Source organism: Rhodococcus sp. NFXS4, from assembly GCF_058139645.1.
This window is the reverse complement of record NZ_CP192221.1, coordinates 4,409,874-4,430,345: the sequence shown is the minus strand read 5'-3', so window position 1 is coordinate 4,430,345 and position 20,472 is coordinate 4,409,874. Positions and strand designations below refer to the sequence as shown.

At 65.7% G+C, this 20,472-nt stretch carries 19 protein-coding genes; 11 read left to right on the top strand and 8 right to left on the bottom strand.

Going from position 1 to position 20,472, the window contains the following annotated elements; translation table 11 throughout:
- Window positions 1–161: 161 nt before the first annotated feature.
- The 8 genes from hisD to J4E04_RS20915 form a co-directional block, all read right to left on the bottom strand.
- Complete coding sequence (hisD, locus tag J4E04_RS20950; RefSeq protein ID WP_490150588.1) at window positions 162–1,451, bottom strand: histidinol dehydrogenase; 1,290 nt, start codon at window positions 1,449–1,451, stop codon at window positions 162–164.
- Between the two features lie 107 nt (window positions 1,452–1,558).
- Complete coding sequence (locus tag J4E04_RS20945; protein WP_490149554.1) at window positions 1,559–2,758, bottom strand: MFS transporter; 1,200 nt, start codon at window positions 2,756–2,758, stop codon at window positions 1,559–1,561.
- Window positions 2,759–2,813: 55 nt separating this feature from the next.
- Window positions 2,814–3,332 carry a VOC family protein gene (locus J4E04_RS20940; RefSeq protein WP_490149553.1) on the bottom strand — a complete coding sequence of 173 codons (519 nt, stop codon included), beginning with the start codon at window positions 3,330–3,332 and terminating at the stop codon, window positions 2,814–2,816.
- Window positions 3,333–3,452: 120 nt separating this feature from the next.
- A complete protein-coding gene (locus J4E04_RS20935) occupies window positions 3,453–4,205 on the bottom strand; it encodes a TetR/AcrR family transcriptional regulator (protein WP_490149552.1) in 753 nt (250 codons plus the stop codon).
- 16 nt (window positions 4,206–4,221) lie between these two features.
- Window positions 4,222–5,775: an NAD-dependent succinate-semialdehyde dehydrogenase gene (locus J4E04_RS20930; protein ID WP_490149551.1), complete on the bottom strand. Its 1,554-nt coding sequence runs from the start codon at window positions 5,773–5,775 to the stop codon at window positions 4,222–4,224.
- A gap of 123 nt (window positions 5,776–5,898) precedes the next feature.
- A complete protein-coding gene (locus tag J4E04_RS20925) occupies window positions 5,899–7,248 on the bottom strand; it encodes a cytochrome P450 (RefSeq protein WP_490150587.1) in 1,350 nt (449 codons plus the stop codon).
- On the bottom strand, window positions 7,215–7,559 hold the full coding sequence (locus tag J4E04_RS20920) for a flavodoxin domain-containing protein (protein ID WP_490149550.1): 345 nt from the start codon (window positions 7,557–7,559) through the stop codon (window positions 7,215–7,217). The genes J4E04_RS20925 and J4E04_RS20920 overlap by 34 nt, the downstream gene beginning before the upstream one ends.
- A gap of 60 nt (window positions 7,560–7,619) precedes the next feature.
- Complete coding sequence (locus tag J4E04_RS20915) at window positions 7,620–8,894, bottom strand: FAD-dependent oxidoreductase (RefSeq protein WP_490149549.1); 1,275 nt, start codon at window positions 8,892–8,894, stop codon at window positions 7,620–7,622.
- A gap of 257 nt (window positions 8,895–9,151) precedes the next feature.
- Here J4E04_RS20915 and J4E04_RS20910 point away from each other — a divergent pair, with 257 nt between their 5' ends.
- The 11 genes from J4E04_RS20910 (at window position 9,152) to J4E04_RS20860 (ending at window position 20,434) form a co-directional block, all read left to right on the top strand.
- Window positions 9,152–10,660, top strand: a complete 1,509-nt coding sequence (locus tag J4E04_RS20910; protein ID WP_490149548.1) for an APC family permease — start codon at window positions 9,152–9,154, stop codon at window positions 10,658–10,660.
- A 91-nt stretch (window positions 10,661–10,751) separates the two neighbouring features.
- Window positions 10,752–11,627: a Gfo/Idh/MocA family protein gene (locus J4E04_RS20905; RefSeq protein ID WP_490149547.1), complete on the top strand. Its 876-nt coding sequence runs from the start codon at window positions 10,752–10,754 to the stop codon at window positions 11,625–11,627.
- A 107-nt stretch (window positions 11,628–11,734) separates the two neighbouring features.
- The gene (locus tag J4E04_RS20900) at window positions 11,735–12,703 is read left to right on the top strand and encodes a cyclase family protein (RefSeq protein WP_490149546.1); all 969 of its coding nucleotides are present in this window, start codon (window positions 11,735–11,737) and stop codon (window positions 12,701–12,703) included.
- Window positions 12,700–13,605, top strand: a complete 906-nt coding sequence (locus tag J4E04_RS20895; RefSeq protein WP_490149545.1) for a hypothetical protein — start codon at window positions 12,700–12,702, stop codon at window positions 13,603–13,605. The genes J4E04_RS20900 and J4E04_RS20895 overlap by 4 nt, the downstream gene beginning before the upstream one ends.
- Window positions 13,602–14,597 carry a 5-dehydro-2-deoxygluconokinase gene (gene iolC / locus J4E04_RS20890; RefSeq protein WP_490149544.1) on the top strand — a complete coding sequence of 332 codons (996 nt, stop codon included), beginning with the start codon at window positions 13,602–13,604 and terminating at the stop codon, window positions 14,595–14,597. Before J4E04_RS20895 ends, iolC begins: the two co-directional genes overlap by 4 nt.
- Window positions 14,598–14,678: 81 nt before the next feature.
- Complete coding sequence (locus J4E04_RS20885; RefSeq protein WP_490149543.1) at window positions 14,679–15,818, top strand: Gfo/Idh/MocA family protein; 1,140 nt, start codon at window positions 14,679–14,681, stop codon at window positions 15,816–15,818.
- The gene (locus J4E04_RS20880; RefSeq protein ID WP_490149542.1) at window positions 15,815–16,822 is read left to right on the top strand and encodes a sugar phosphate isomerase/epimerase family protein; all 1,008 of its coding nucleotides are present in this window, start codon (window positions 15,815–15,817) and stop codon (window positions 16,820–16,822) included. Before J4E04_RS20885 ends, J4E04_RS20880 begins: the two co-directional genes overlap by 4 nt.
- 555 nt (window positions 16,823–17,377) lie before the next feature.
- Entirely contained in the window at window positions 17,378–18,496 is a 1,119-nt protein-coding gene (locus J4E04_RS20875) for an NAD(P) transhydrogenase subunit alpha (RefSeq protein WP_490149541.1), read from the top strand.
- Window positions 18,493–18,651, top strand: coding sequence for a hypothetical protein (locus J4E04_RS20870; protein ID WP_490149540.1), 159 nt, complete (start codon window positions 18,493–18,495; stop codon window positions 18,649–18,651). The genes J4E04_RS20875 and J4E04_RS20870 overlap by 4 nt, the downstream gene beginning before the upstream one ends.
- Window positions 18,651–18,992 carry an NAD(P) transhydrogenase subunit alpha part 2 gene (locus tag J4E04_RS20865; protein WP_490149539.1) on the top strand — a complete coding sequence of 114 codons (342 nt, stop codon included), beginning with the start codon at window positions 18,651–18,653 and terminating at the stop codon, window positions 18,990–18,992. The genes J4E04_RS20870 and J4E04_RS20865 overlap by 1 nt, the downstream gene beginning before the upstream one ends.
- The gene (locus J4E04_RS20860; RefSeq protein WP_307091923.1) at window positions 18,992–20,434 is read left to right on the top strand and encodes an NAD(P)(+) transhydrogenase (Re/Si-specific) subunit beta; all 1,443 of its coding nucleotides are present in this window, start codon (window positions 18,992–18,994) and stop codon (window positions 20,432–20,434) included. Before J4E04_RS20865 ends, J4E04_RS20860 begins: the two co-directional genes overlap by 1 nt.
- Window positions 20,435–20,472: the final 38 nt, after the last annotated feature.

The window sequence follows — 20,472 nt, the reverse complement described above, 5'->3', positions numbered from 1 at the left end:
CAGTATTCGGCACCTCAGTTGGTGCCGGAGCGGGTTGTCTCACCGCACGCGCTATCAGTGCGGAGCCGGTATATCGGCGCTACGGTCCCGTTGACGGCCGCACCTCAATCCCTCAGGGGCGCAGCAAGTGATCGGTGCCGACTACGCCTCGTTGGCACTGCTCACCCGGCTGCGATCGTATTCTCCGCATCGTCGAGAGCGCCGAAACGAATCCGAACGGCGTCTCCGTGCGCTGGAAGGTCCTCGGCGTCGGCCAGTGCGATGACGTGTCTGGCCACATCGCTCAGGGCTTGCTCGGAGTAGTCGACGACGTGAATGCCTCGAAGGAACGACTGAACATTCAAGCCCGACGAGTGCCGCGCGCACGCTGCTGTCGGGAGTACGTGATTCGACCCTGCGCAGTAATCACCCAGGCTCACCGGTGACCAGGCACCGACAAAGATGGCCCCGGCATTGCACACGCGTCCCGCGACCTCTCGTGCGTTCTCGGTCTGAACCGAGAGATGCTCGGGGGCGTAGGTGTCGACCACGACGAGGCCGTGGTCGACATCGTCGACGAGGACGATTCCGGACTGCCGGCCGCTCAACGCGCTGGTGACTCGGTCGCGGTGCCTGGTATGCGCCAGTTGCCGATTCACAGCCTCGTCGACCGCGTCGGCGAGTTCGACTGCATCAGTCACCAGAACACTCGCTGCCATGGTGTCGTGTTCTGCTTGGCTGATGAGGTCGGCCGCGACGTGTACGGGGTCGGCCGTCGCATCGGCGAGTACCAGGATCTCGGTGGGTCCGGCTTCTGCGTCGATTCCCACGTGCCCGCGGCACAACCTCTTGGCCGCGGTGACGTAGATGTTTCCCGGGCCGGTGATCAGATCCACCGGTGCCAATTCGTCGTCGTCGGTGTCTGTTCCGCCGTAGGCGAGTAGGGCGACACCTTGAGCGCCGCCGACCGCCCAGACTTCGTCGACACCGAGCAGGTGCGCCGCGGCGAGGATCGTCGGGTGGGGGAGACCATCGAACTCCGCTTGAGGGGGTGAGGCCACCACGATCGATCTGACGCCGGCGATCTGGGCGGGTACGACGTTCATCACCACCGACGACGGGTACACGGCTCTGCCGCCGGGGACGTACAGCCCGACGCGCTGGACCGGTACCCACCGTTCGGTGACGGTTCCTCCCGGCGCGACCTTGGTGGTGCTGTCTGTAGGGAGCTGATCAGCGTGAACTCGGCGGGTGCGATCGATCGCTACTTCGAGAGCGTCGCGCACGTCGGCAGGAAGCGTGTCGAGCGCCTGCACCAACGCGTCCTGCGGGACCCGCACGCGGTCCGGACGTACTCCGTCGAAGCGTGCACACATTTCGAGCGCTGCGGGGACGCCGCGGTCACGCACCGCGGCGACTACCGGCCGGACCTGGTCCAGAACGCTGTCGACGTCGACAGCGCCGCGCGGCATGGCCTTGCGCAGTTCGGCGGTCGTGGTGATTCGGTGTCGTAGGTCGAGACGTTCGAGTGCGATGCGGGTGGACACGATAACTCCTCGGTGGCAGAGCGGCGCGCGGTCTATGTGGTCGCGTCGGCGGGTGGAGCCAGAACATTGGCTGCGCAGACGCAGACCACCATGGCGATGATCGGGAGCACGAACGCGGTGTTCAGGCCCACGATGTCAGCGAGCCAGCCGACGATGGCGGGGCCGGCGAGCACCGCGAGATATCCGGCGCCCACCACACGAGAGAGTTCCTTGGCGGACGCACCCGGAGTGTTCCCGGTGGCGGTGAAGACCTGAGGAACACAACCCGACAACCCCAGTCCGAGAATCACCCAACCCACGCAGGTCACAGCCAGCATCGGCGAGAGCACCACGATCGCGAGTCCGGTGATCGCGAGCACGGACCCGAGACGCAGGACGCGCACCGGGCCGGTGCGCGCCGCCACTCGGTCGACGGTGAATCTGCCGACCGTCATCGCTGACACGAAGCACGCCAGAGCCAGTGCGCCGGAGCTCGGTGAGCCGGCGAGGTGTTCCTGGGCGTGGAGGCTGCTCCAGTCCATGGCCGATCCCTCGGTCAGCAAGAGGAGAAACGCGAGTGTCCCCAGCAGGACGAGGCGGACTCGTTGCCGCGGTACGGTCGGGGACCCCGGGTCACCCGCGTCCTTCGGTCCGGTCGTGGCGGAGGCAGTTGTCGTTCTTCGGAGCAGTGTGGGTGCGGCCGCGGCGGCCATGATCAAGGCAAGGGCAGAGACGGTCAGAGCTGTTGCGGTGGTGCCGATCCCCACCGCGAAAGCCGCCGCGCCGAAGAGTGCGCCGAGCACGTTCCCGACGGAGAACATCCCGTGGAAGGACGCCATGATGGGTCGCTCGTAGTCGCGCTCGACCTCGACCGCAGCGGCGTTCATGCCTACTTCGCCGATGCCCACAGCAATACCGAGTATCAAGGCCGCGCCTGCGACCGCGGACCACGTCGTCATCAGCAGAGGCGGCAGCAAGGCCAGTGCCATGGCTGCCGCGCCGGCCAGTGCGACACGGCCGCTTCCCCACCTGTCGACCGCGTATCCGCTGGCCTGCATGCCCGCCAATGCGCCCACGCCGAGGATGAGCAGGATGATGCCCATGCTCGACGTCGAGGCGTCGATGGTCGCCTTCACGGACGGCAGGTGAGTGGCCCAGGTGCCCAGGACCAATCCGAAGGCGACGAAGACGCCGAAGACTGCCACTCGTGCGTGCAGCAATCGTCTGTCGGCTGTTGTCGTGGTAGTGCTCATGTGATCAACGGTCCTAGGTGAGGATGCGACCTTTCCCGAAGGTGGTCGCGAGGTGTCAGGCGAATCGGGGGAGTGCCATGCGGTGGGGCGTCTTTCGCTCGTACGGCATGCCGGGCTGCCACTGGATCAGTTCGAGAACAAGACCCCAGGTGGTGCGGAAGTAGGCCCACCTGAGGCCGTCCATGTCGTCTTCCTCACGGATGACCTCGGAGATCGCGTCGGTGTCGTCGCGTGCGGTCAGCTCGGCTCCTGCGGTCTCGATGTCGTCGACGTGCAGGCAGAGGTGCCATCCGCCGGGATCAGCAGGACGGGGTGCGGCGTCGGGGATTCGAACTTGGCGGTTGGTGTATTCGAGCAGCTCGAGGTTGAAGGAGTCGCCCAGCACCAGATTCGCTTGCCGCAGTGTTCCTGCTTCGGGTGCGGTCTCTCCGGGCCAGATGTATCCGAAGTCGTTGTACGGGCCGGCCTCGATGACGACGTCGAATCCGAGGGCGTCGACGAAGAACGCGACGGCTTCCTCGAGGTTGGGGACCGCCAGTCCGACGTGGTCGAAAGCTCGTTTGACAGTGATCACAGTTGCTCCTGGTGTGGTGGTTCGCTCGATGGGTGGCTAACTAACAGAAGTTAGCTACTCGATGATATGGGTTGACCTCGCGATGCCGAGCGTTTCGGGTGCGTAGGTTCGAGCCGGCTGTCAGGTGATGGGGAGCGCCAGAATGTCGCGGGACATCAACACGGCTTGGTCGGCGCCCTGGCGAACCTCGTCGTCCGTGCCATCGGTGCCGAACCAGCGGGTGGCGCCTTCGAGCAGAGTATTGACGATCTTGACGCGGCGTTCGCTGTTCTCGATGCCCATGTCACGAGCAGCGGCGACGTAGAGCGATTCGTACAGATCCACCCAGTGCGTGACCTTCTCGCTCAATTCCGTCGGGAGGATGTGCGCCGTGCGGTCGGTGGCGACGATGAGATCCCACAGGTTGCTTTCGGGCAGGCGTACCTGGCGGGTGAAATGCAGCCGGACCATCGCATCCCAGAACGACGGGGCGTCCGGTGCACGAACGACGGCGTCGACGAGGGCTCCGCAGAACTGATGGAAGTGCCACCTCAGGGACTCCGTGATGATCTCGTCTCGCCCACCGGGGAAGTGCGTGTAGATGCTGGGGGCTTTGATCTCGAGTTCTTTCGCCAAGGTGCGCATGCTGACCGACGCCATACCGTGGATCACGCAGAGTTTGAGAAAAGCTTCGACGACCCGACGTTTCGCCGGGGACATGTCGTCACGGTGAGCGGTGTCGAATTGTCGTGCGAACTCTGTGAGCGCCTGTTGGCGGAACGAGTCGGTGGCAGGGACAGGCGACATCGTCGAGTCGATCGTCGATGCCCCCTGTCCGGTCACGGTGGTCATGGTAGTCGCAGTCCGATACGGAAAGTGCTCAGGTGCGGCCACGGCGGGGGGCGTCATCTCATCGGGCATCGGTGTGAGAGATGCGGACGGTGGCGTCGAGGGGGTTGATGCCGATGTACTTGGTCTCGACGTACTCGGCGATGCCCTCCGGTCCGCCCTCACGCCCGAAGCCGGAGTGTTTCATGCCGCCGAACGGTGCGGCGGCATTCGAGATGATGCCCTGGTTGATGCCGATCATGCCGAAATCGAGCGATTCGGCGACCTTGATGGTGCGCGCCGTGCTTGCGGTGAAGGCGTATGCGGCCAGACCGTATTCGGTGTCGTTCGCACGTGCGATGGCGTCGTCGTCGTCGGTGAAGGTCGCGATCGGCGCCACCGGCCCGAAGATCTCCTCCCGGAGCACCGCGCTGCCGGGCTGCACGTTGGTGAGGACGGTCGGTGTGTAGAAGTAGCCGGGACCGTCGATTCGCTCGCCGCCGACGGTGAGATCGGCACCCCGGTCGACAGCATCGGTGACGAGTTCCGCCACTTTTCTGCGCTGCTTGTCGTCGATCAACGGCCCCACGGTCACTCCGTCGTCGATACCGGCGCCGAGTCGTTCCGCGGTCATCTTCTGTGCGAGCAGGGCCGCGAAGTCGTCGGCGACCGACTGGTGCACGAGGAAGCGGTTGGCGGCGGTGCACGCCTCACCCATGTTCCGCATCTTTGCGAGCATCGCGCCGTCGACTGCGGCCTCGATGTCCGCGTCTTCGAAAACGAGGAAAGGTGCGTTACCGCCGAGCTCCATCGAGACGCGAAGCACCTGCTCGGCGGACTGTCTGATGAGGTCTTTGCCGACAGGGGTCGATCCGGTGAAAGTGAGCTTGCGTAGTCGCGAATCAGCGATCAGGGGTGTCATCACAGCCCCGCTGGTCCTGGTGGGGATGACGTTCAGGACGCCGGCGGGAACGCCGACCTCTGCCATCAGCTCAGCCAACGCGAGCATCGTCAGAGGAGTCTGCGATGCCGGTTTGATCACCATGGTGCAGCCGGCCGCGATGGCCGGGCCGATCTTGCGGGTGCCCATCGCGAGCGGGAAGTTCCACGGGGTGATCATCAGTGTGGGTCCGACGGGCTGGCGCATGGTCATCAGGCGCGAGTGTCCGTCGGGCGAGGTCGACCAGCGGCCGTCGATGCGGACCGATTCCTCGGAGTACCAGCGAAAGAACTCCGCACCGTAGGCCACTTCGCCGCGTGCCTGGGCGAGTGGTTTGCCCATCTCGAGGGTGATGAGGGTGGCGAAGTGCTCTGCGCGTTCGGTCAACAGATCGAAGGCTCTGCGGAGGATCTCTCCCCGGTGACGCGGTGATGTGCGTGCCCAGTCGTCCGCGGCGGCTACCGCCGCATCCAGGGCCGCCGCGCCGTCCGTAGGTGTCGCGGAGGCGATGTCCAGCAGCGTCCGGCCGGTGGCCGGGTTCTCCACTGCGATGGTGGAGGCGTCGGAGGACTCGCGCCACGCTCCGTCGATGTAGAGGCCGGTGGGTACCGAGTGCAGCGCGTCGGTCCGGCCGGACGTGTCGCTCGCCGTGGGGTGCGACGCGGGTGTTGTGGTGTCGGTGACGGAGTGGGGCATGACCATCCTTCGAGGTGGTGCCGAGGCGTGGGAGACGTGGTGCGGTCGAAACGAGCTGTCGCGCCTGGAAACTTCGGTGGTGGGCGCACGTTGTGCGTACCCACCACCGAAGGGTGTGTGGGGTCAGCTCAGGGTGATGGGCATCTTGTCGTAGGCGACGAGACGGTCGGTGATCACGCGCGTCGGGGTGTCGGTCAGCGTGACGCTGCTGAACCGCTCCGCGGTCATGGTGAAGATGACGTCGATCTCCGCGCGCGCGATCAGCTGTCCGGCGCAGCTGTGAGTTCCCAGTCCGAACGTCAGATTCCGGCTGGTCTCCAGGGGACGTGTGTAGTCGAACTCGTGCGGGTTCTCGAAGACAGCCGGGTCGCGATTGACCGCACCGATCGGGAACTTCACCATCGACCCGGCGGGGATGACCGTGCCGGCGATCTCGACGTCTTCGGTCGGGAAGCGGGTCAGGAGCAGCTCGACCGGGTTGAGGCGCGCGATCTCGTTGACGATGCGCTCGCGGACCTCCGGCTTGTCGCGGTAGTCCTTCAGCACATCGGGGCGCTCGGCGAAGATCTCGAATCCGGCTCCGACGAGGTATGCGGGGTTCGGCGCGCCGGACATGTAGAACAACACCATGTTCTCGAGCACTTCGCGTTCGGTGATCTCCCCGCGCTTGCTCGCCGCCAGGAGCTCGTCGGCCAAACCGGTGCCGGGGTTGGCCTCCTTGTCCTTGAGCAGCTTGGCGGTGGTGTCGAACATGTAATCGAGGTTCTCGATGGACTTCTCCCGAGTTCCGGGGGCCGGGTCGGTCGCCTGGATGAGCATCGCGTTCCAGAGCGCCCAAAACAGCGGTTCGACCTCGCCGTCGGGGAAGCCCAGAACCTGGGCCATGGTCGTGTGGGTCGGAAGGACGCCGAGGTCGTAGTGCGCGTCGATGGTCTGGCCGGGCTCGTAGGTCGACAGGATTTCGTTCATCGACGTGCGAGTCGCTTCGACCCATTGCTTGATCAGCTTCGGGGTGAACCAGCGTGAGAAGAGTCGACGGGCGCGGGTGTGCTCCGGCGGGTCCAGCGAGAGCACGGTGTGACCGAACGCGAGCCACGGGTTCTCCTCGACCCAGTCGGGCTCCCGGATGCTCATGTTGGGTTCCTTGACGAACTTCATCGCCTCGTCGTAGCCGAGGATGACGAAGGTGCGCTCGTCCGTCTGGTGAACGGGCCCCATCAGTCGAGCTTTGTCGTACCACGGGTGCGGATTGTTCTGAAAGTCCTTGTTGCTCCACGGGAACAGGTCGTCGTGTGTGTCGGTGGCGTTAACGTGCGTCCTTTCTGCGGCGGGGATCAGGATCGGGAGGGCATCGTTGTGCGCCCAGTCCTGTGCGACCTGCACCGGATCGAGGCCGGTCGTGGCGTCGTGTCTACCGATGCTGCCGATCTGGGTCGCACCTAGTTCGGTGAGCAGGTTCGCCACCGTCTTGATCGCGTTGTTGTAGTTCTCGTAGCTGCTGTCTCCGAGACCGAAAGCGGCGAAGCGCGGAGTCCGCTCAGGTCGGGTCGTTCCTTGGCGAGCGTGTCGTAGAACGGCTCGGTTGTGGCCGGGAGCCCACCCTCGCCGTACGTGGAGGTGATGACGACGGCGAGTTGCGCATCGGCGGCGTCGGCGGCGGTGAGGTCGGGTAGTTCGCTCAGGCGTGTGTCGATACCGGCGCCGGTGAGGGTGGCGACGATTTCGTCGCCGACCATCTCGGCGTTGCCGGATTCGGTGCCGTACCAGACATGGATCAGAGTCATGTCGGTGTCCTTTCGGTGGTGGGTCGTTGCTCGCCGACGGATGCTGGCGGGAGAGGAGGCTTACTTCTTGGAATTGGTGATGATGTCGGCCATGTCGGACCAGGTCGTGAACTTGTGGCGTACGCGGCCGGGTCGGGCGCGTTCGACTTCGGCGTGGTCGATCAGGGTCCAGTCGTAGAACGTCGTCGAGGTGGGCGGGAGGTGTGGTCGCAGACCGTCGAGCCCGGTGCGGCCGACGTCTGGACCCAACCGGCCAGCGATCTCGCGAGCGGCTTCCTTTGCCAGGGTGCGATTTTCGGCCAAATTGCCCAGGAATCCACTGCCGCATCCGCCCACCCGCACGACTCGGTCTCGATCTGCCCATTCGCGCGGGGTGTCGCCCTCCACGAATCCCATGGCGGTGATCACGGTGTCGGCGCGGTGCACGAATGTGCCCCTCTCGTCGCCCGTCGCATCGAGATCACCGTTGAAGCGGGTGCGGACGACGCAGTGTTGCCCCTCGGCGTCCACGCTGATCGGGACCTCACGGAAGCGCACGTCGACTCGGACGTCGCGGCCGTTCTCTCCGCTGGTGTCGGAGATGGCGGAGCGCTCGTCGAGCTGACCGTCGAGGTACACCGTGACGCCCGGGAGTGCGCACAGTTCGGCGAACATGGAGGCGTCCCACCGGACTCGGTCGCGTGGCCCGCGGGAGAGCAGTGTCAGGTGTCTCAGGTCTGCGGTGCCGAGAGTGTCACGCGCCTCGTCGTCGATGTCCGAGTTGTGGAAACCGTCGTCGGCTTTGCACAGGAGTCGGGCGACGTCCATGGCCACGTTTCCGGTGCCCACGATGAGGACCTCCTTTCCCAGCGGCCGGGGAGCGGAGGTCCGGAAGGTGCTGTCCGGGTCACCGTTGAGGAATCGAAGGAGCTGGCCGGCGCCGTGGACGGGGGCTGCCGGGTCGACGGGAACTTCCAACGGGCGATCCGTAGCCAGTCCCGTCGCCAGGACGACGACGTCGAAGTGTTCCTCGAGCAGTTCGAGGGGGAGGTCACCTCCGATGGCCGTGGTGCCGACGAAATCGACGTGGTCGGATGCGAACAGTCGGTCGAACTGGCGACTGACGTTCTTCATGCCCTGATGGTCCGGCGCCACGCCGTAGCGGAGCAGTCCGAAGGGCGTGGGACGGGTGTCGAAGATGGTGATGTGGACGTCGGGCGCCGCACGTCGCAGTGCCAATGCTGTGTAGCACCCGGACGGTCCGCACCCGACGATGGCCACATGACCGGCGGTCCCCTGCGGCGTCGCTGGTTGCCCGGAGCGGTCACCGGCGGGCGAACCTGGATCGAGGGACATGGCATCTCCTGAGAAGTACGGGGGAGTGGCGGCCGGCGTGAAGGGAGCCGGCGAGTGTGACGCACACTACCCTAGCTAACTATCGTTAGTAAGTCGAGGTGTGATTCACTGTCGTTTGTAAACAACGTGTGACTGATCTCGCTCAAAGTCTTCCATAGCTTACGAACGTTAGGTAGCGTCGCCGTCACCGCAGAGTGACCTGTGCAACAGATCACCTTGCGAGACTCGCTCCCACTCCACCTACGAGGGATCTCACCGTGACCGAAGCATCCAATCTTTCCGGGGCGTCCACCGCCGGGTCGACCACATCGTCGACGCGCCTGTCGGGCAATCTGGGCGCGACATCGCTGGTTCTCAGCGTCCTCGCGTTCTCCGCACCCATCGTCACCGTCTCCGGCTACATCGCGTTCGCGATCGGATTCGTCGGCGAATCAGCGCCACTCGCGTGGGTCTTCGCCACCGTGGGTCTGGCCATCTTCGCCGTCGGATACACCACGATGACCCGGCACATCCGCCGGCCCGGCGCCTTCTACGCCTACATCACCCTCGGCCTGGGCAAGACCACCGGAGTCGGCGGGGCCTATCTCGCCACCGTCTCGTACATGCTGATCACGGTCGGTATCTACACCTTCTCCGGCACCATGATCTCCGCTGCCATCGAAGCTCTGGGCGGCCCGTCGATTCCGTGGTGGATCTGCACCGCGGCGGGATGGGTGCTGATCACCGCCCTGGGCCACTTCCAGATCGAACTGTCCGCGAAGGTGCTGGGCACCGTCATGGTCCTCGAAATCATCCTCGTCGCGATCTTCAACGTCTTCGTGCTCGCCAAGGGCGGCGAGGAAGGCCTGTCCGCCGCACCGCTGGACCCGACGACCTTCTTCAACAGCGGTACGGGCCTCGCGCTGCTCTTCGCGTTCGGCAACTTCATCGGCTTCGAGGCCACCGCGCTCTACCGCGACGAAGTTCGCAACCCCCGCAAGACGATCCCCCGTGCGACCTACCTGGCCGTCTTCCTGATCGGCGGCTTCTACGCAATCTCGGCGTACTCGCTGATCATCGCCTACGGCCCCGAGGCCACCACCCTGGCACTCGACGCCCCAACGACCATGTTCGACAACGCCATGGCCACCTACGTCAGTAGCAGCCTCGCCAACATCACTCTCGTCCTCGTCGCCACCTCCGCGCTGGCCTCCGTGCTCTCCACCCACAACGTCGTCGCCCGATACCTGCAGAACCTGGGCGCCGACCACGCTCTGCCCACATATCTCGCCGGCGTGCATCCCACCCACAAGTCCCCGTACCGCGCCTCCGCCGTCAACTCGGCGATCATCGGAGTCCTGCTGATTCTCGGCGCGCTCCTGATCTCCGACGAGACCCTACTCATCGGTACCGGCAGCGGCCTGGGAACTGCCGGCGTCCTGACCCTCATGGCCCTGGTCAGCATCGCGGTCTTCCGCTACTTCGCGCGTACCGGACGACCCGCCTCCGAGACCGCCTGGCGCGTGACCGTCGCTCCCCTGATCGCCGCTGCGATCCTGCTCGTCGTCGTCGTCTTCGCCCTGGTCCGTTTCGACCTGCTGGTCGGCGGAGCGCCCGGAGAACGGCTGTGGCTGTTGCTTATTCCGGTCGTCTTCATCGTGGCCGGCTGCGCCGTCGCGCAGTACATGAAGCGCAACCGACCCGATCTGTACGCCTGCCTCGGGCGCGCGGAAGGCGACAACGCCGACGCCGACCCGACCACGGAGACACCCGTCTCCGCACGATGACGTGGCCCGGCGACGTGCGTGGCAGCTCCACGGTCGACGCACGTCGCCACCTCATGACCACCCGTCACCGCAACAGAAAGAAGAACACGAGATGTCAGCAGTAAAGGTAGGACTGGTAGGAGCCGGACCGTGGGCGAAGATCTTCCACGCGCCGATGATCACCGGCGGCCGCGAGACCGAGCTGACGGCAGTCTGGGCGCGCCGCCCCGAAGCCGCACAGGAGATCGCCGACGAATTCGGCTCCACCGTTGCGACCTCGTTCGAGGCCCTGCTCGACGCGGTCGACGCGTTGGTGTTCGCCGTTCCCCCCTTCATTCAGGCGGAACTCGCGGCGCAGGCAGCGGCAGCAGGTAAGCCCATGCTGCTCGAGAAGCCCCTCGGCGTAGACCTCGCTCAGGCGGAAAAACTGACACAGGCGATCGACGAGGCCGGCGTGGCCACGCAGGTCATGTTCACCAACCGCTTCAGCCCGCGAATCAGGACGTTCCTCGAACAAGCCCGCGCGCAGACTCCGATCGGGGCCGTCGGCTACTACGTCAACCAGGCGGCATTGCCGGGCGGAACGTTTGCAACGCCGTGGCGCGTGGAGAAGGGCGGCCTCCTCGATCTCGGACCGCACGTACTCGACACCCTCGACGCCGCTGTCGGCCCCATCGTCTCCGTGCGCGGCGAGGGCGACCCCCAGCGCTGGTACATCCTCACCGCCACTCACGAGAACGGCGTGATCAGCCAGGCCGCACTGTCGTTGACCAGCCCCGTCGTCGCCGACGTCGCCGGCGTCAAGGTCTACACCGAGCAGGGCGAACTCGAGTGTGAGTTCGTCGGCAAGGACGGAGACCCGGAGGCGCCCAACGTGATCCGACGCGAGTTCGCCGAAGTCGTCAAGTCCGGCGTCTCTCACGAGGTCGACGTTCACCGCGCCCTCTACATCCAGCGTTTGCTCGAACAAGCGGCGTCGTCGAACTGAGTCGAAGCCGCAGCCCGCGACGGCCCAGCCCCAACGAGCCGTCGCGGGCTCGGACACCGGTTCCGGTTTTCATCTGCCGACGTCGACACGCACCGAAGGAGAACACCATGTCGGACGACACCGTCGCGACCACCATCGAACAATTACTCGGCCCCGACAGTCCGAAGAACTGGGGCAAGTGGGGCCCGGACGACGAGGTCGGCAGCCTCAACTACCTCGACGCCGCCCAGGCACTGCGCGGTATCAGCACGGTCAAGACCGGCGAGGTGTTCACTCTGCAGGTCCCCATCGGGGATCCGAACCATCCCGACCCGGTGTGGCCGGGCCGCGAGCCGGCGGTGCGCACACCGGTGATGGACGAGGGGTACTTCGCGCGCGGCGAGGAACCGGAACCGTCGGACGGTCACCACTGGGCGGACGACAGAATCGACATGTTCACCCAAGGGTCGTCGCAGTACGATGCGCTCGCGCACTACTGGTACGGCGACCAGGTCTGGAACGGGTACTCCGCCGACACCACGGTCGGCAGACTCGAACGCGCATCGGTGCTGCCGATCGCAGAGAAAGGTGTCGTCGGACGAGGGGTCCTCATCGACGTGGCGCGTGCACGAGACAAGGACGTACTCGACAGCGGCGAGCGGATCACTCTCGACGACCTTCTCAGCGTAGCCGCGTCGCAGAACGTCACGATCGAGCCGCGGGACATCTTGATGATCCGGACCGGCTGGATCGGCTCGTACTACCGCAGCTCAGCCGACGAGTTCTACGGCGACTGGAACGAGCCCGGCCTGGTCTACAGCCGCGAACTCGTCGAATGGTTCCAGGAGATGGAGATCCCGAATCTCGTCACCGACACCATCGCCAACGAGCTCAGCTTCTACCCGGGCGGACTGCAGCTTCCCCTGCACTGCGCTCTGATGCGCAACCTGGGAGTTGCCTTCACCGAGCTCTGCCAACTCGACGATCTCGCTGATGCCTGCGCCGCCGACTGGCGCTGGAGCTTCCTCTACACCGCAGCCCCCTTGAAAATCTCCGGCGCCAGCGGCGCCCCCGTCAACCCGGTGGTCATCCGATGAACAGTCTTTCCAGTCCTGCTACCGCCGTCGCCGGCGAGTCCGAGCCCACCTCTCCGATCGACGTCTTCAGAGATGCGCGCGGCCTGTTCACGATGGTCGCGGTCGACCAGCGCGGATCGCTGCGCCACATGCTCAGTGCAGGACGTGGCGGCGCCGACGTCACCGACGCCGACCTGATCTCCTTCAAGGCCGACGTCATCGACGCCGTCGGTGATGCCGCGAGCGGTGTGCTGCTCGATCAGGACTTCGGCTTGAAGGCCGCAACCGACTCACGGTGCCCGGTCATCCTCGCCGCCGACATCCTGTCCTCCAGTGTGGCCGGTGGCCCGGTGGACGTCGCTGTCCTCGACGACTCGGTGACCGCCGAGACCGCCGAGCACTTCCACGCCAAGGCTCTGAAATTCCTCCTGCCCTGGCATCCCGCCCGCAGGTCGGAAGCCATCGATCTCGCGCACACCTTCATGGCCCGCTGCCGAGAAATCGGCCTGCCGGGTGTCTTGGAAGGCGTGGTGCGCCCCAGAGAAGGCGACACAGCCACCTCAGAGGGGTTCGCCGACGCGCTGATCATGGCGGCCTCGGACCTGGCGGTGACCCAGCCGGACCTGTACAAGACGGAGGTCGTCTACACCAGCGAGTTCGACCGCGAGCTCGCCGCCGCCACAGCCAGGTCGATCACAGAGCAGCTGCAGTGCCCGTGGGTCGTGCTGTCCTCCGGTGTCAGCGGAGAGAACTTCCCCGCCGCTGCAGCCGCCGCCGTCACCGGGGGCGCCAGCGGATTCCTCGCCGGTCGGGCCGTATGGAGCGAAGCCACCGCGTCACCGGAGCCCGGGGAGTACCTGCGGGCTCACGCAGCCGCGAACCTGCAGAAGATCACCGATCGAGTCTGGGCGAGCCACGCATGAGCACCACGAACACCGCCGCATCCGTACCCGACGTCGTCGCCGTCGGACGAGTCTGCATCGACATCTACCCCGAGCAGTTCGGTGTCGGGCTGGCAGACATCCGCAGCTTCAGCAAGTCCATCGGCGGCAGCGCCACCAACGTGGCAGTCGCCGCGGCGCAGCTGGGAAACTCGGTGCGTCTGGTCACCCGCACCGGCGACGATCCCTTCGGGGACTACGCCCGCACCGAGATCGCACGCCTCGGCGTCGACAACACCGGCATCACTTCCGTGCCCGGAATGAAGTCCGTCCTGACCTTCTGCGAGGTCTTCCCGCCCGACGACTTCCCGCTGTACATCTACCGTGAACCCACCGCACCCGACATGTACCTCGTCGAGAGTGACCTCCCTCTCGACGCCATCGAAAGAGCGCCGATCTTCTGGGCCACGGCGACCGGGCTGTCCCGCGAACCGAGCCGGTCCGCGCACTACGCCGCCTGGCGCACGCGCGGTCGGCGACCGAACACCGTTCTCGACCTGGATTACCGATCGATGTTCTGGGACAACGAAGAACACGCTCACACCGCTGTGTCCGAGGCACTCGACCACGTCACCATCACCGTGGGAAACCTCGAAGAGTGCCGGGTCGCGGTCGGAGAGTCCGACCCCGACCGCGCCGCGGACGCACTCCTCGAACGAGGTGTCGAACTGGCGATCGTGAAGATGGGACCCCACGGCGTCATGGCACGCACACGCACCGAACGAGCAGTCTCCCGGCCCATTCCCGTCGACGTCGTCAACGGTCTGGGCGCGGGAGACGCGTTCGGGGGCGCACTGTGCCACGGTCTGCTTCACGGACTGACACTCCAGGACACTCTCGACCTCGCGAACGCGGCCGGCGCGCTGGTTGCCACACGGCCGCAGTGCTCACTGGCCATGCCGAACTTGGCCGATCTCACCGCATTCGCAGCAGGCGCGGCCGAACAGGCCTCGGGCACCGCTTCGTCCGTATGACCACGTCACAGCCCTAGCTATTCATTTTCGATTCCGCACCGACCCGTCGACCGGCAGGTGCGCTGAAGGAGAACGACAGACATGACCGAGATCAGGGTCGCCATCATCGGCGGCGGCGGATTCATGGGATATGCCCACAGCCTCGGATGGGCACTGGCGCCCATCACTGCCGACACCGGGGCCACCATCCGCAAGGCGGTGCTGGTCGAAGCAGACCAGGACCGAGCCGACGCCGCGGCGAAACGACTCAACTGGGACGAAGGATCAGCTGACTGGCGAGAGGTCATCGCCCGCGACGACATCGATGTAATCGACATCGTCACCCCGCCGGCGTCGCACGCCGAGATCGCCATCGCAGCACTCACCGCCGGCAAGCACGTGTTCGTCGAGAAGCCCATCAGCAACGATCTTGCCGATGCAGAACTCATGCAGGCCGCAGCCGAAGCCAGCACGACCATCAGTCAGGTCGGCTTCAACTACCGGCACGCCGCCGCCATGACGTTCGTCAAGCGGATGCTCGACGACGGCACCCTCGGCCATCCGCTGCAGTTCCGCGCCCACTACACGCAGGACGTCGGCGCACTCGGGCGCGTCCTGAGCGGGTGGCGCGCGAAGAAGGGCGCCGGCGGATCCGGAGTGACCGGCGACATCGGCTCCCACATCATCGACCTGGCCTCCTACCTCGTCGGCGACATCGACTCGGTCACCGCCATCATCGGCGCAAAAGATCCCGCCCCTGATTCCGCCTGGCTCCCTGACGCAGAGCGCAGAGAAGGTGAATACCTCGACGACGCGGCGCTGTGGATGACGAAATTTACCAACGGTGCGATCGGCTCGTTCGCCGCCACCGTGTACGCGTCCGGACGCAAGAACCGCATGTTCTTCGAACTCGAATGCACCCGCGGCACAGTGGAATTCGATTGGAACCATTCCGATCAAATCAAGCTCAGCCTCGTCGGCGACCCCGCCGACCAGCAGGGTTTCCGTACGGTGACGCTGAACGAGAACCACGATGACTACTGGTACCCCCTCGGAGGCATGGGCTCGGGATACGTCGACGACGCCGCCCTGCAACTGCAGAAATTCGTTCGGGCCATCGTCGACGGACGCCCCGGTTCGCCGAGCTTCGCCGACGCCACGCGCACACAGCGAGTCATCGAAGCGGTCATGCGCTCCGCGGACAGCCACCAGTGGGTCAAGGTCGACGAGGTCACCGCATGAGCCTGACGCTGCGGTGGAGCACGGACCTCGTCACCTACTTCGGATCCTCGTTCTGGGGCATGGAGCCCAACCTCCCGCACGACGCGTTCGAGCGTGAGGTCGACGCCGACCCGAGGCCGTACTTCGATCGGATGCTCGACGGCGCCGCCGATGCAGGTCTGAGTGGCATCGAGCTCGCACCCGCCCCCGGCGGATGGGTCAATGCGCTGCGCTCGTACGGAACGGCGGCAGCGTTCAAGAAGGAGCTCGACACCCGCGGTCTGACGATGTCATCGAGCTACGTGCTGCCGGTGCTGCTCAAGGCGGTGCTCGATGCGCCCGACGCACAATCGCGGCGCGACGCCGAGCGCGCACTGCACGAGGACACCGCGGCGCACGCCGACTTCCTGCGCACAGTGGGCTGCCCGACTCTGGTGACGAGCACGATCCCGCGGGCGGAGTTCTCCGACGTCGCCGGTGTCGAGGCTGATGCTGAGAAGTTCGACGCGCCAGCTGACGTCGACTTACTCGACGCGATCGCGGATCAGCTCGACGGCATCGGTGATGTCGCCGCCGCCGCCGGCCTGCACGTCGCAGTGCACACCGACGCGTACTCGCTGGCTTCGCGTACAGCCGACATCGACGCTCTGATGGCTCGGACCGACCCCACGAAGGTGAAGCTGTGCATCGACGCCGGCCACATTGCACTCGACGGCGGTGACCCACTCGCTGTCATCGACAAGCACTCCTCCCGTGCCCCGGTTCTGCACTGGAAGGACTGCGCACTGCATCTACCGCCACACACACTCAGCGGGCCCCCGATGGCCCGCCATGACGAGATGATCAAGTACTTCCGCGTCGTGGGGTCCGAAGACGGGATCGTCGACTGGCATCGGTGGACGCAGATCCTCGACCGGAACGCCTGGAGCGGATGGGCGGTCGCGGAGATCGACATGTCGCCGGATCCGCAGCGCGAGATCCGTCAGGGTATCGACTACTACCTCCGCGAGCTGTCCGGGAACTGACCCGGCGACCCCGAACCTCGCCCGGCTCACCAGCACTCGATGCTCCTGAGCCGGGCGTCCGCGGTGTGCTCGCGACGTCGTAGCGCTACAACGTCGTCGCGCGTATGGGCGTCCCAGTTGCGCTTCCCACCCACGAAGGAGCCCTACCGATGGCTTACGAAGACGCGATCATCGTCACCCTCGTGCGCGCTCTCGAAGCTCGCGATGCACAACAACGCCGGGACACACTCATGAGCGATCGACCCGACGCGACGGTCGAGCATTCATGTTTCGGTCCGGCCGTCCGAGATGTGCCCGCACGACCTGAACGATCCCCGCGTGGAAAACGTCGAAATACTCTGATGCGCAGACTTTCTTGGCGGTGAAAGACGGTCTCAGGTCGATCGGGTAGTCCCGGCACGACTGCTTCGGACGACTTACGAGGCGGTGCTTTCGGAAAGGCACACGTCCGCGAAGCGCAACACCTCACCGCGACCGATGACGTCACGAGACAGCGCGAATGCCGCAGCCGCGTCACTTCCTTCCAGAACGCGAACACAGAAAGTCGAACATCCGGTGGAAAATTCTCGAGAAGCAGGGCCGCTCGTCGGCGTCGTGCGCGAGACGAACGAGGGGGAGCGCCGGGTGGCGCTCGTTCCGAGGGTCGTCTCCGCACTCACGGCCAAGGGCGTACGCGTGGTGGTGGAGGCAGGTGCCGGGCTCGGCGCTCTGATCCCCGATCAGCTGTACGTCGATGCGGGCGCGAGCATCGGTGACCCGTATGCCGCGGACATCGTGGCGAAGGTGGCGCCGCCGTCGTCGGCGGAGGTGCGCAAGCTGCGTCGCGGGTCGACGCTCGTCGGCTTCCTCGCGCCGCGCAACGCGGACACGATCATTCCGGAGTTGACCGCTGCGGGCGTGCAGGCTTTCGCCGTCGAGGCGATTCCGCGTATCTCCCGCGCGCAGGTGATGGATGCGTTGTCCTCGCAGGCCAACGTCGCCGGCTACAAGGCGGTGTTGCTCGCGGCGTCGGAGTCGACGCGGTTCTTCCCGATGCTGACCACCGCGGCGGGCACGGTGAAGCCGGCGACGGTGCTGGTGCTCGGTGTGGGTGTGGCGGGGCTGCAGGCGTTGGCGACGGCGAAGCGTCTCGGTGGCCGCGCCACCGGGTACGACGTGCGTCCCGAGGTGGCCGATCAGGTGCGGTCGGTCGGTGCGCAGTGGCTGGATCTGGGGATCGACGCGGCCGGTGAGGGCGGGTATGCCCGTGAGCTCACCGAGGACGAGCGTGCGCAGCAGCAGGCGGCGCTGGAGAAGGCGATCTCGACGTTCGACGTCGTCATCACCACCGCTCTGGTGCCGGGGCGTCCGGCGCCGAAGCTGGTGACCGCTGCGGCGGCTGCCGGGATGAAGCCGGGCAGTGTCGTCGTCGACCTGGCGGGGGAGACTGGCGGCAACTGCGAGCTCACCGAGCCGGGTCGCACGGTGGTGAAGAACGACGTCATCATCGCCTCGCCGCTGAATCTGCCGGCGACGATGCCCGAGCACGCGAGTGAGCTCTATTCCAAGAACATCTCGGCGCTGATCGAGTTGATGCTCGACGATGCCGGTGCCCTCGCCCCCGATTTCACCGACGAGGTCCTCGCGAAGTCCTGCGTCACCCGCGCCGCAGCCACATCGAAGGTGAGATCGTGATCGGTCACCTGCTGCACGATCTGCTGGTGGTTCCCCTGACCACGATCATCGATCGCATGATGGCGCCACCCGGCAACGGCAGCTACTACCACTACGTCGACCTCTTCGTCGATGACTCGATCGACGAACCCGGCTCCTGGAGGGAAGGTTACTGATGTACACGTCCCTGCTCGCGAACATCGCGATCCTGGTCCTGGCCGGGTTCGTCGGTTTCGCCGTCATCTCCAAGGTGCCGAACACGCTGCACACGCCGCTGATGTCGGGCACCAACGCCATCCACGGCATCGTCGTGCTCGGCGCCCTCATCGTCTTGGGCAGGTTGCCGGAGGACGCGCCGTGGGGCGTGCGGATCATCGCGTTCGTCGCGTTGATCTTCGGCACGCTCAACGTCGTCGGTGGGTTCCTGGTCACCGACCGCATGCTCGGCATGTTCAAGGGCAAGAAGGCGCCCGCTGCTGTGGAGACGGCAACCGGCGAGAAGGGTGCTGATTCCTGATGAACAATCTCGTCAACATCCTCTACATCGTCGCGTTCGCGATGTTCATCTACGGCCTGATGGGTCTGACCGGCCCGAAGACGGCGGTGCGCGGCAACTGGATCGCCGCTGTCGGTATGGGTATCGCCGTGGTGGCAACTCTGATCGAGGTCCGCGACACGGCGGCGATCAACTGGATCCTCATCGCCGCCGGTCTGGCCATCGGTGTCCTGCTGGGTGTCCCGCCGGCCAAGCGCACGAAGATGACGGCGATGCCGCAGCTGGTGGCGTTGTTCAACGGCGTGGGCGGCGGCACGGTCGCATTGATCGCGTGGTCGGAGTTCATCGAGACCGACGGTTTCTCCGCGTTCCAGCACGGTGAAGAGCCGACGGTGCACATCGTCATCGGGTCACTGTTCGCGGCGGTCATCGGGTCGGTGTCGTTCTGGGGTTCGCTGGTGGCGTTCCTGAAGCTGCAGGAGCTGCTGAACAAGAAGGTCGAGAAGGCGTTCGTGAAGAACGCCCGCATCTTCCAGCTCACCAACATCGTGCTGCTGCTCCTCGCGGTGGCGGTGTCGGTCTACATCGGTCTGCGCGCCACCCCGGGTGAGGGCACCTCGCAGTGGTGGATCGTGCTGGTGCTCGTCGCGGCGGCACTGATGGGTCTGTTCGTGGTGTTCCCCATCGGCGGCGCGGATATGCCGGTGGTGATCTCGCTGCTGAACGCGTTGACGGGTCTGTCGGCTGCGGCGGCGGGGTTGGCGCTGAACAACACCGCGATGATCGTGGCGGGCATGATCGTCGGCGCGTCCGGCACCATCCTCACGAATCTGATGGCGACGGCGATGAACCGGTCGATCCCGGCGATCGTGTTCGGGTCCTTCGGTGGCGGCGGCGCGTCCGCGGTCGGTGGCCCGGACGATGCCGGCGGCACGGTGAAGTCCACCTCGGCGGCGGACGCGGCGATCCAGATGGCGTACGCCTCGCAGGTCATCGTGGTGCCCGGCTACGGTCTCGCGGTCGCGCAGGCCCAGCACGCGGTCAAGGACATGGCGTCGATCCTCGAGTCCAAGGGCGTGGAGGTGAAGTACGCGATCCATCCGGTGGCCGGGCGCATGCCGGGTCACATGAACGTGTTGCTCGCCGAGGCGGACGTGGAGTACGAGGCGATGAAGGAGATGGACGACATCAACGGGGAGTTCTCCCGCACCGATGTCACCCTCGTCATCGGCGCGAACGACGTCACCAACCCGGCGGCGCGCAACGATCCGAGTTCGCCGATCCACGGGATGCCGATCCTGAACGTGGACGAGTCGCGGTCGGTGATCGTGCTCAAGCGGTCGATGAGCTCCGGGTACGCCGGCATCGACAATCCGCTGTTCACGGCGGACCGCACGTCGATGCTCTTCGGCGACGCGAAGAAATCCGTCAACGCCGTCATCGAGGAACTCAAAGCCCTCTAGAGACAACGGTACGAACGAACCGCTACACCACAAGCGCG

What these genes read in the sequence shown, in the direction of transcription:
- J4E04_RS20895 (WP_490149545.1), top strand. Translation starts at nt 12,700, where the DNA reads ATGAACAGTCTTTCCAGTCCTGCTACCGCCGTCGCCGGCGAGTCCGAG.
- J4E04_RS20865 (WP_490149539.1), top strand. Translation starts at nt 18,651, where the DNA reads ATGTACACGTCCCTGCTCGCGAACATCGCGATCCTGGTCCTGGCCGGG.
- J4E04_RS20915 (WP_490149549.1), bottom strand. Translation starts at nt 8,894, where the DNA reads ATGTCCCTCGATCCAGGTTCGCCCGCCGGTGACCGCTCCGGGCAACCA.
- J4E04_RS20920 (WP_490149550.1), bottom strand. Translation starts at nt 7,559, where the DNA reads ATGACTCTGATCCATGTCTGGTACGGCACCGAATCCGGCAACGCCGAG.
- hisD (WP_490150588.1), bottom strand. Translation starts at nt 1,451, where the DNA reads ATGCCGCGCGGCGCTGTCGACGTCGACAGCGTTCTGGACCAGGTCCGG.
- J4E04_RS20885 (WP_490149543.1), top strand. Translation starts at nt 14,679, where the DNA reads ATGACCGAGATCAGGGTCGCCATCATCGGCGGCGGCGGATTCATGGGA.
- J4E04_RS20930 (WP_490149551.1), bottom strand. Translation starts at nt 5,775, where the DNA reads ATGCCCCACTCCGTCACCGACACCACAACACCCGCGTCGCACCCCACG.
- J4E04_RS20945 (WP_490149554.1), bottom strand. Translation starts at nt 2,758, where the DNA reads ATGAGCACTACCACGACAACAGCCGACAGACGATTGCTGCACGCACGA.
- J4E04_RS20905 (WP_490149547.1), top strand. Translation starts at nt 10,752, where the DNA reads ATGTCAGCAGTAAAGGTAGGACTGGTAGGAGCCGGACCGTGGGCGAAG.
- J4E04_RS20900 (WP_490149546.1), top strand. Translation starts at nt 11,735, where the DNA reads ATGTCGGACGACACCGTCGCGACCACCATCGAACAATTACTCGGCCCC.
- iolC (WP_490149544.1), top strand. Translation starts at nt 13,602, where the DNA reads ATGAGCACCACGAACACCGCCGCATCCGTACCCGACGTCGTCGCCGTC.
- J4E04_RS20860 (WP_307091923.1), top strand. Translation starts at nt 18,992, where the DNA reads ATGAACAATCTCGTCAACATCCTCTACATCGTCGCGTTCGCGATGTTC.
- J4E04_RS20880 (WP_490149542.1), top strand. Translation starts at nt 15,815, where the DNA reads ATGAGCCTGACGCTGCGGTGGAGCACGGACCTCGTCACCTACTTCGGA.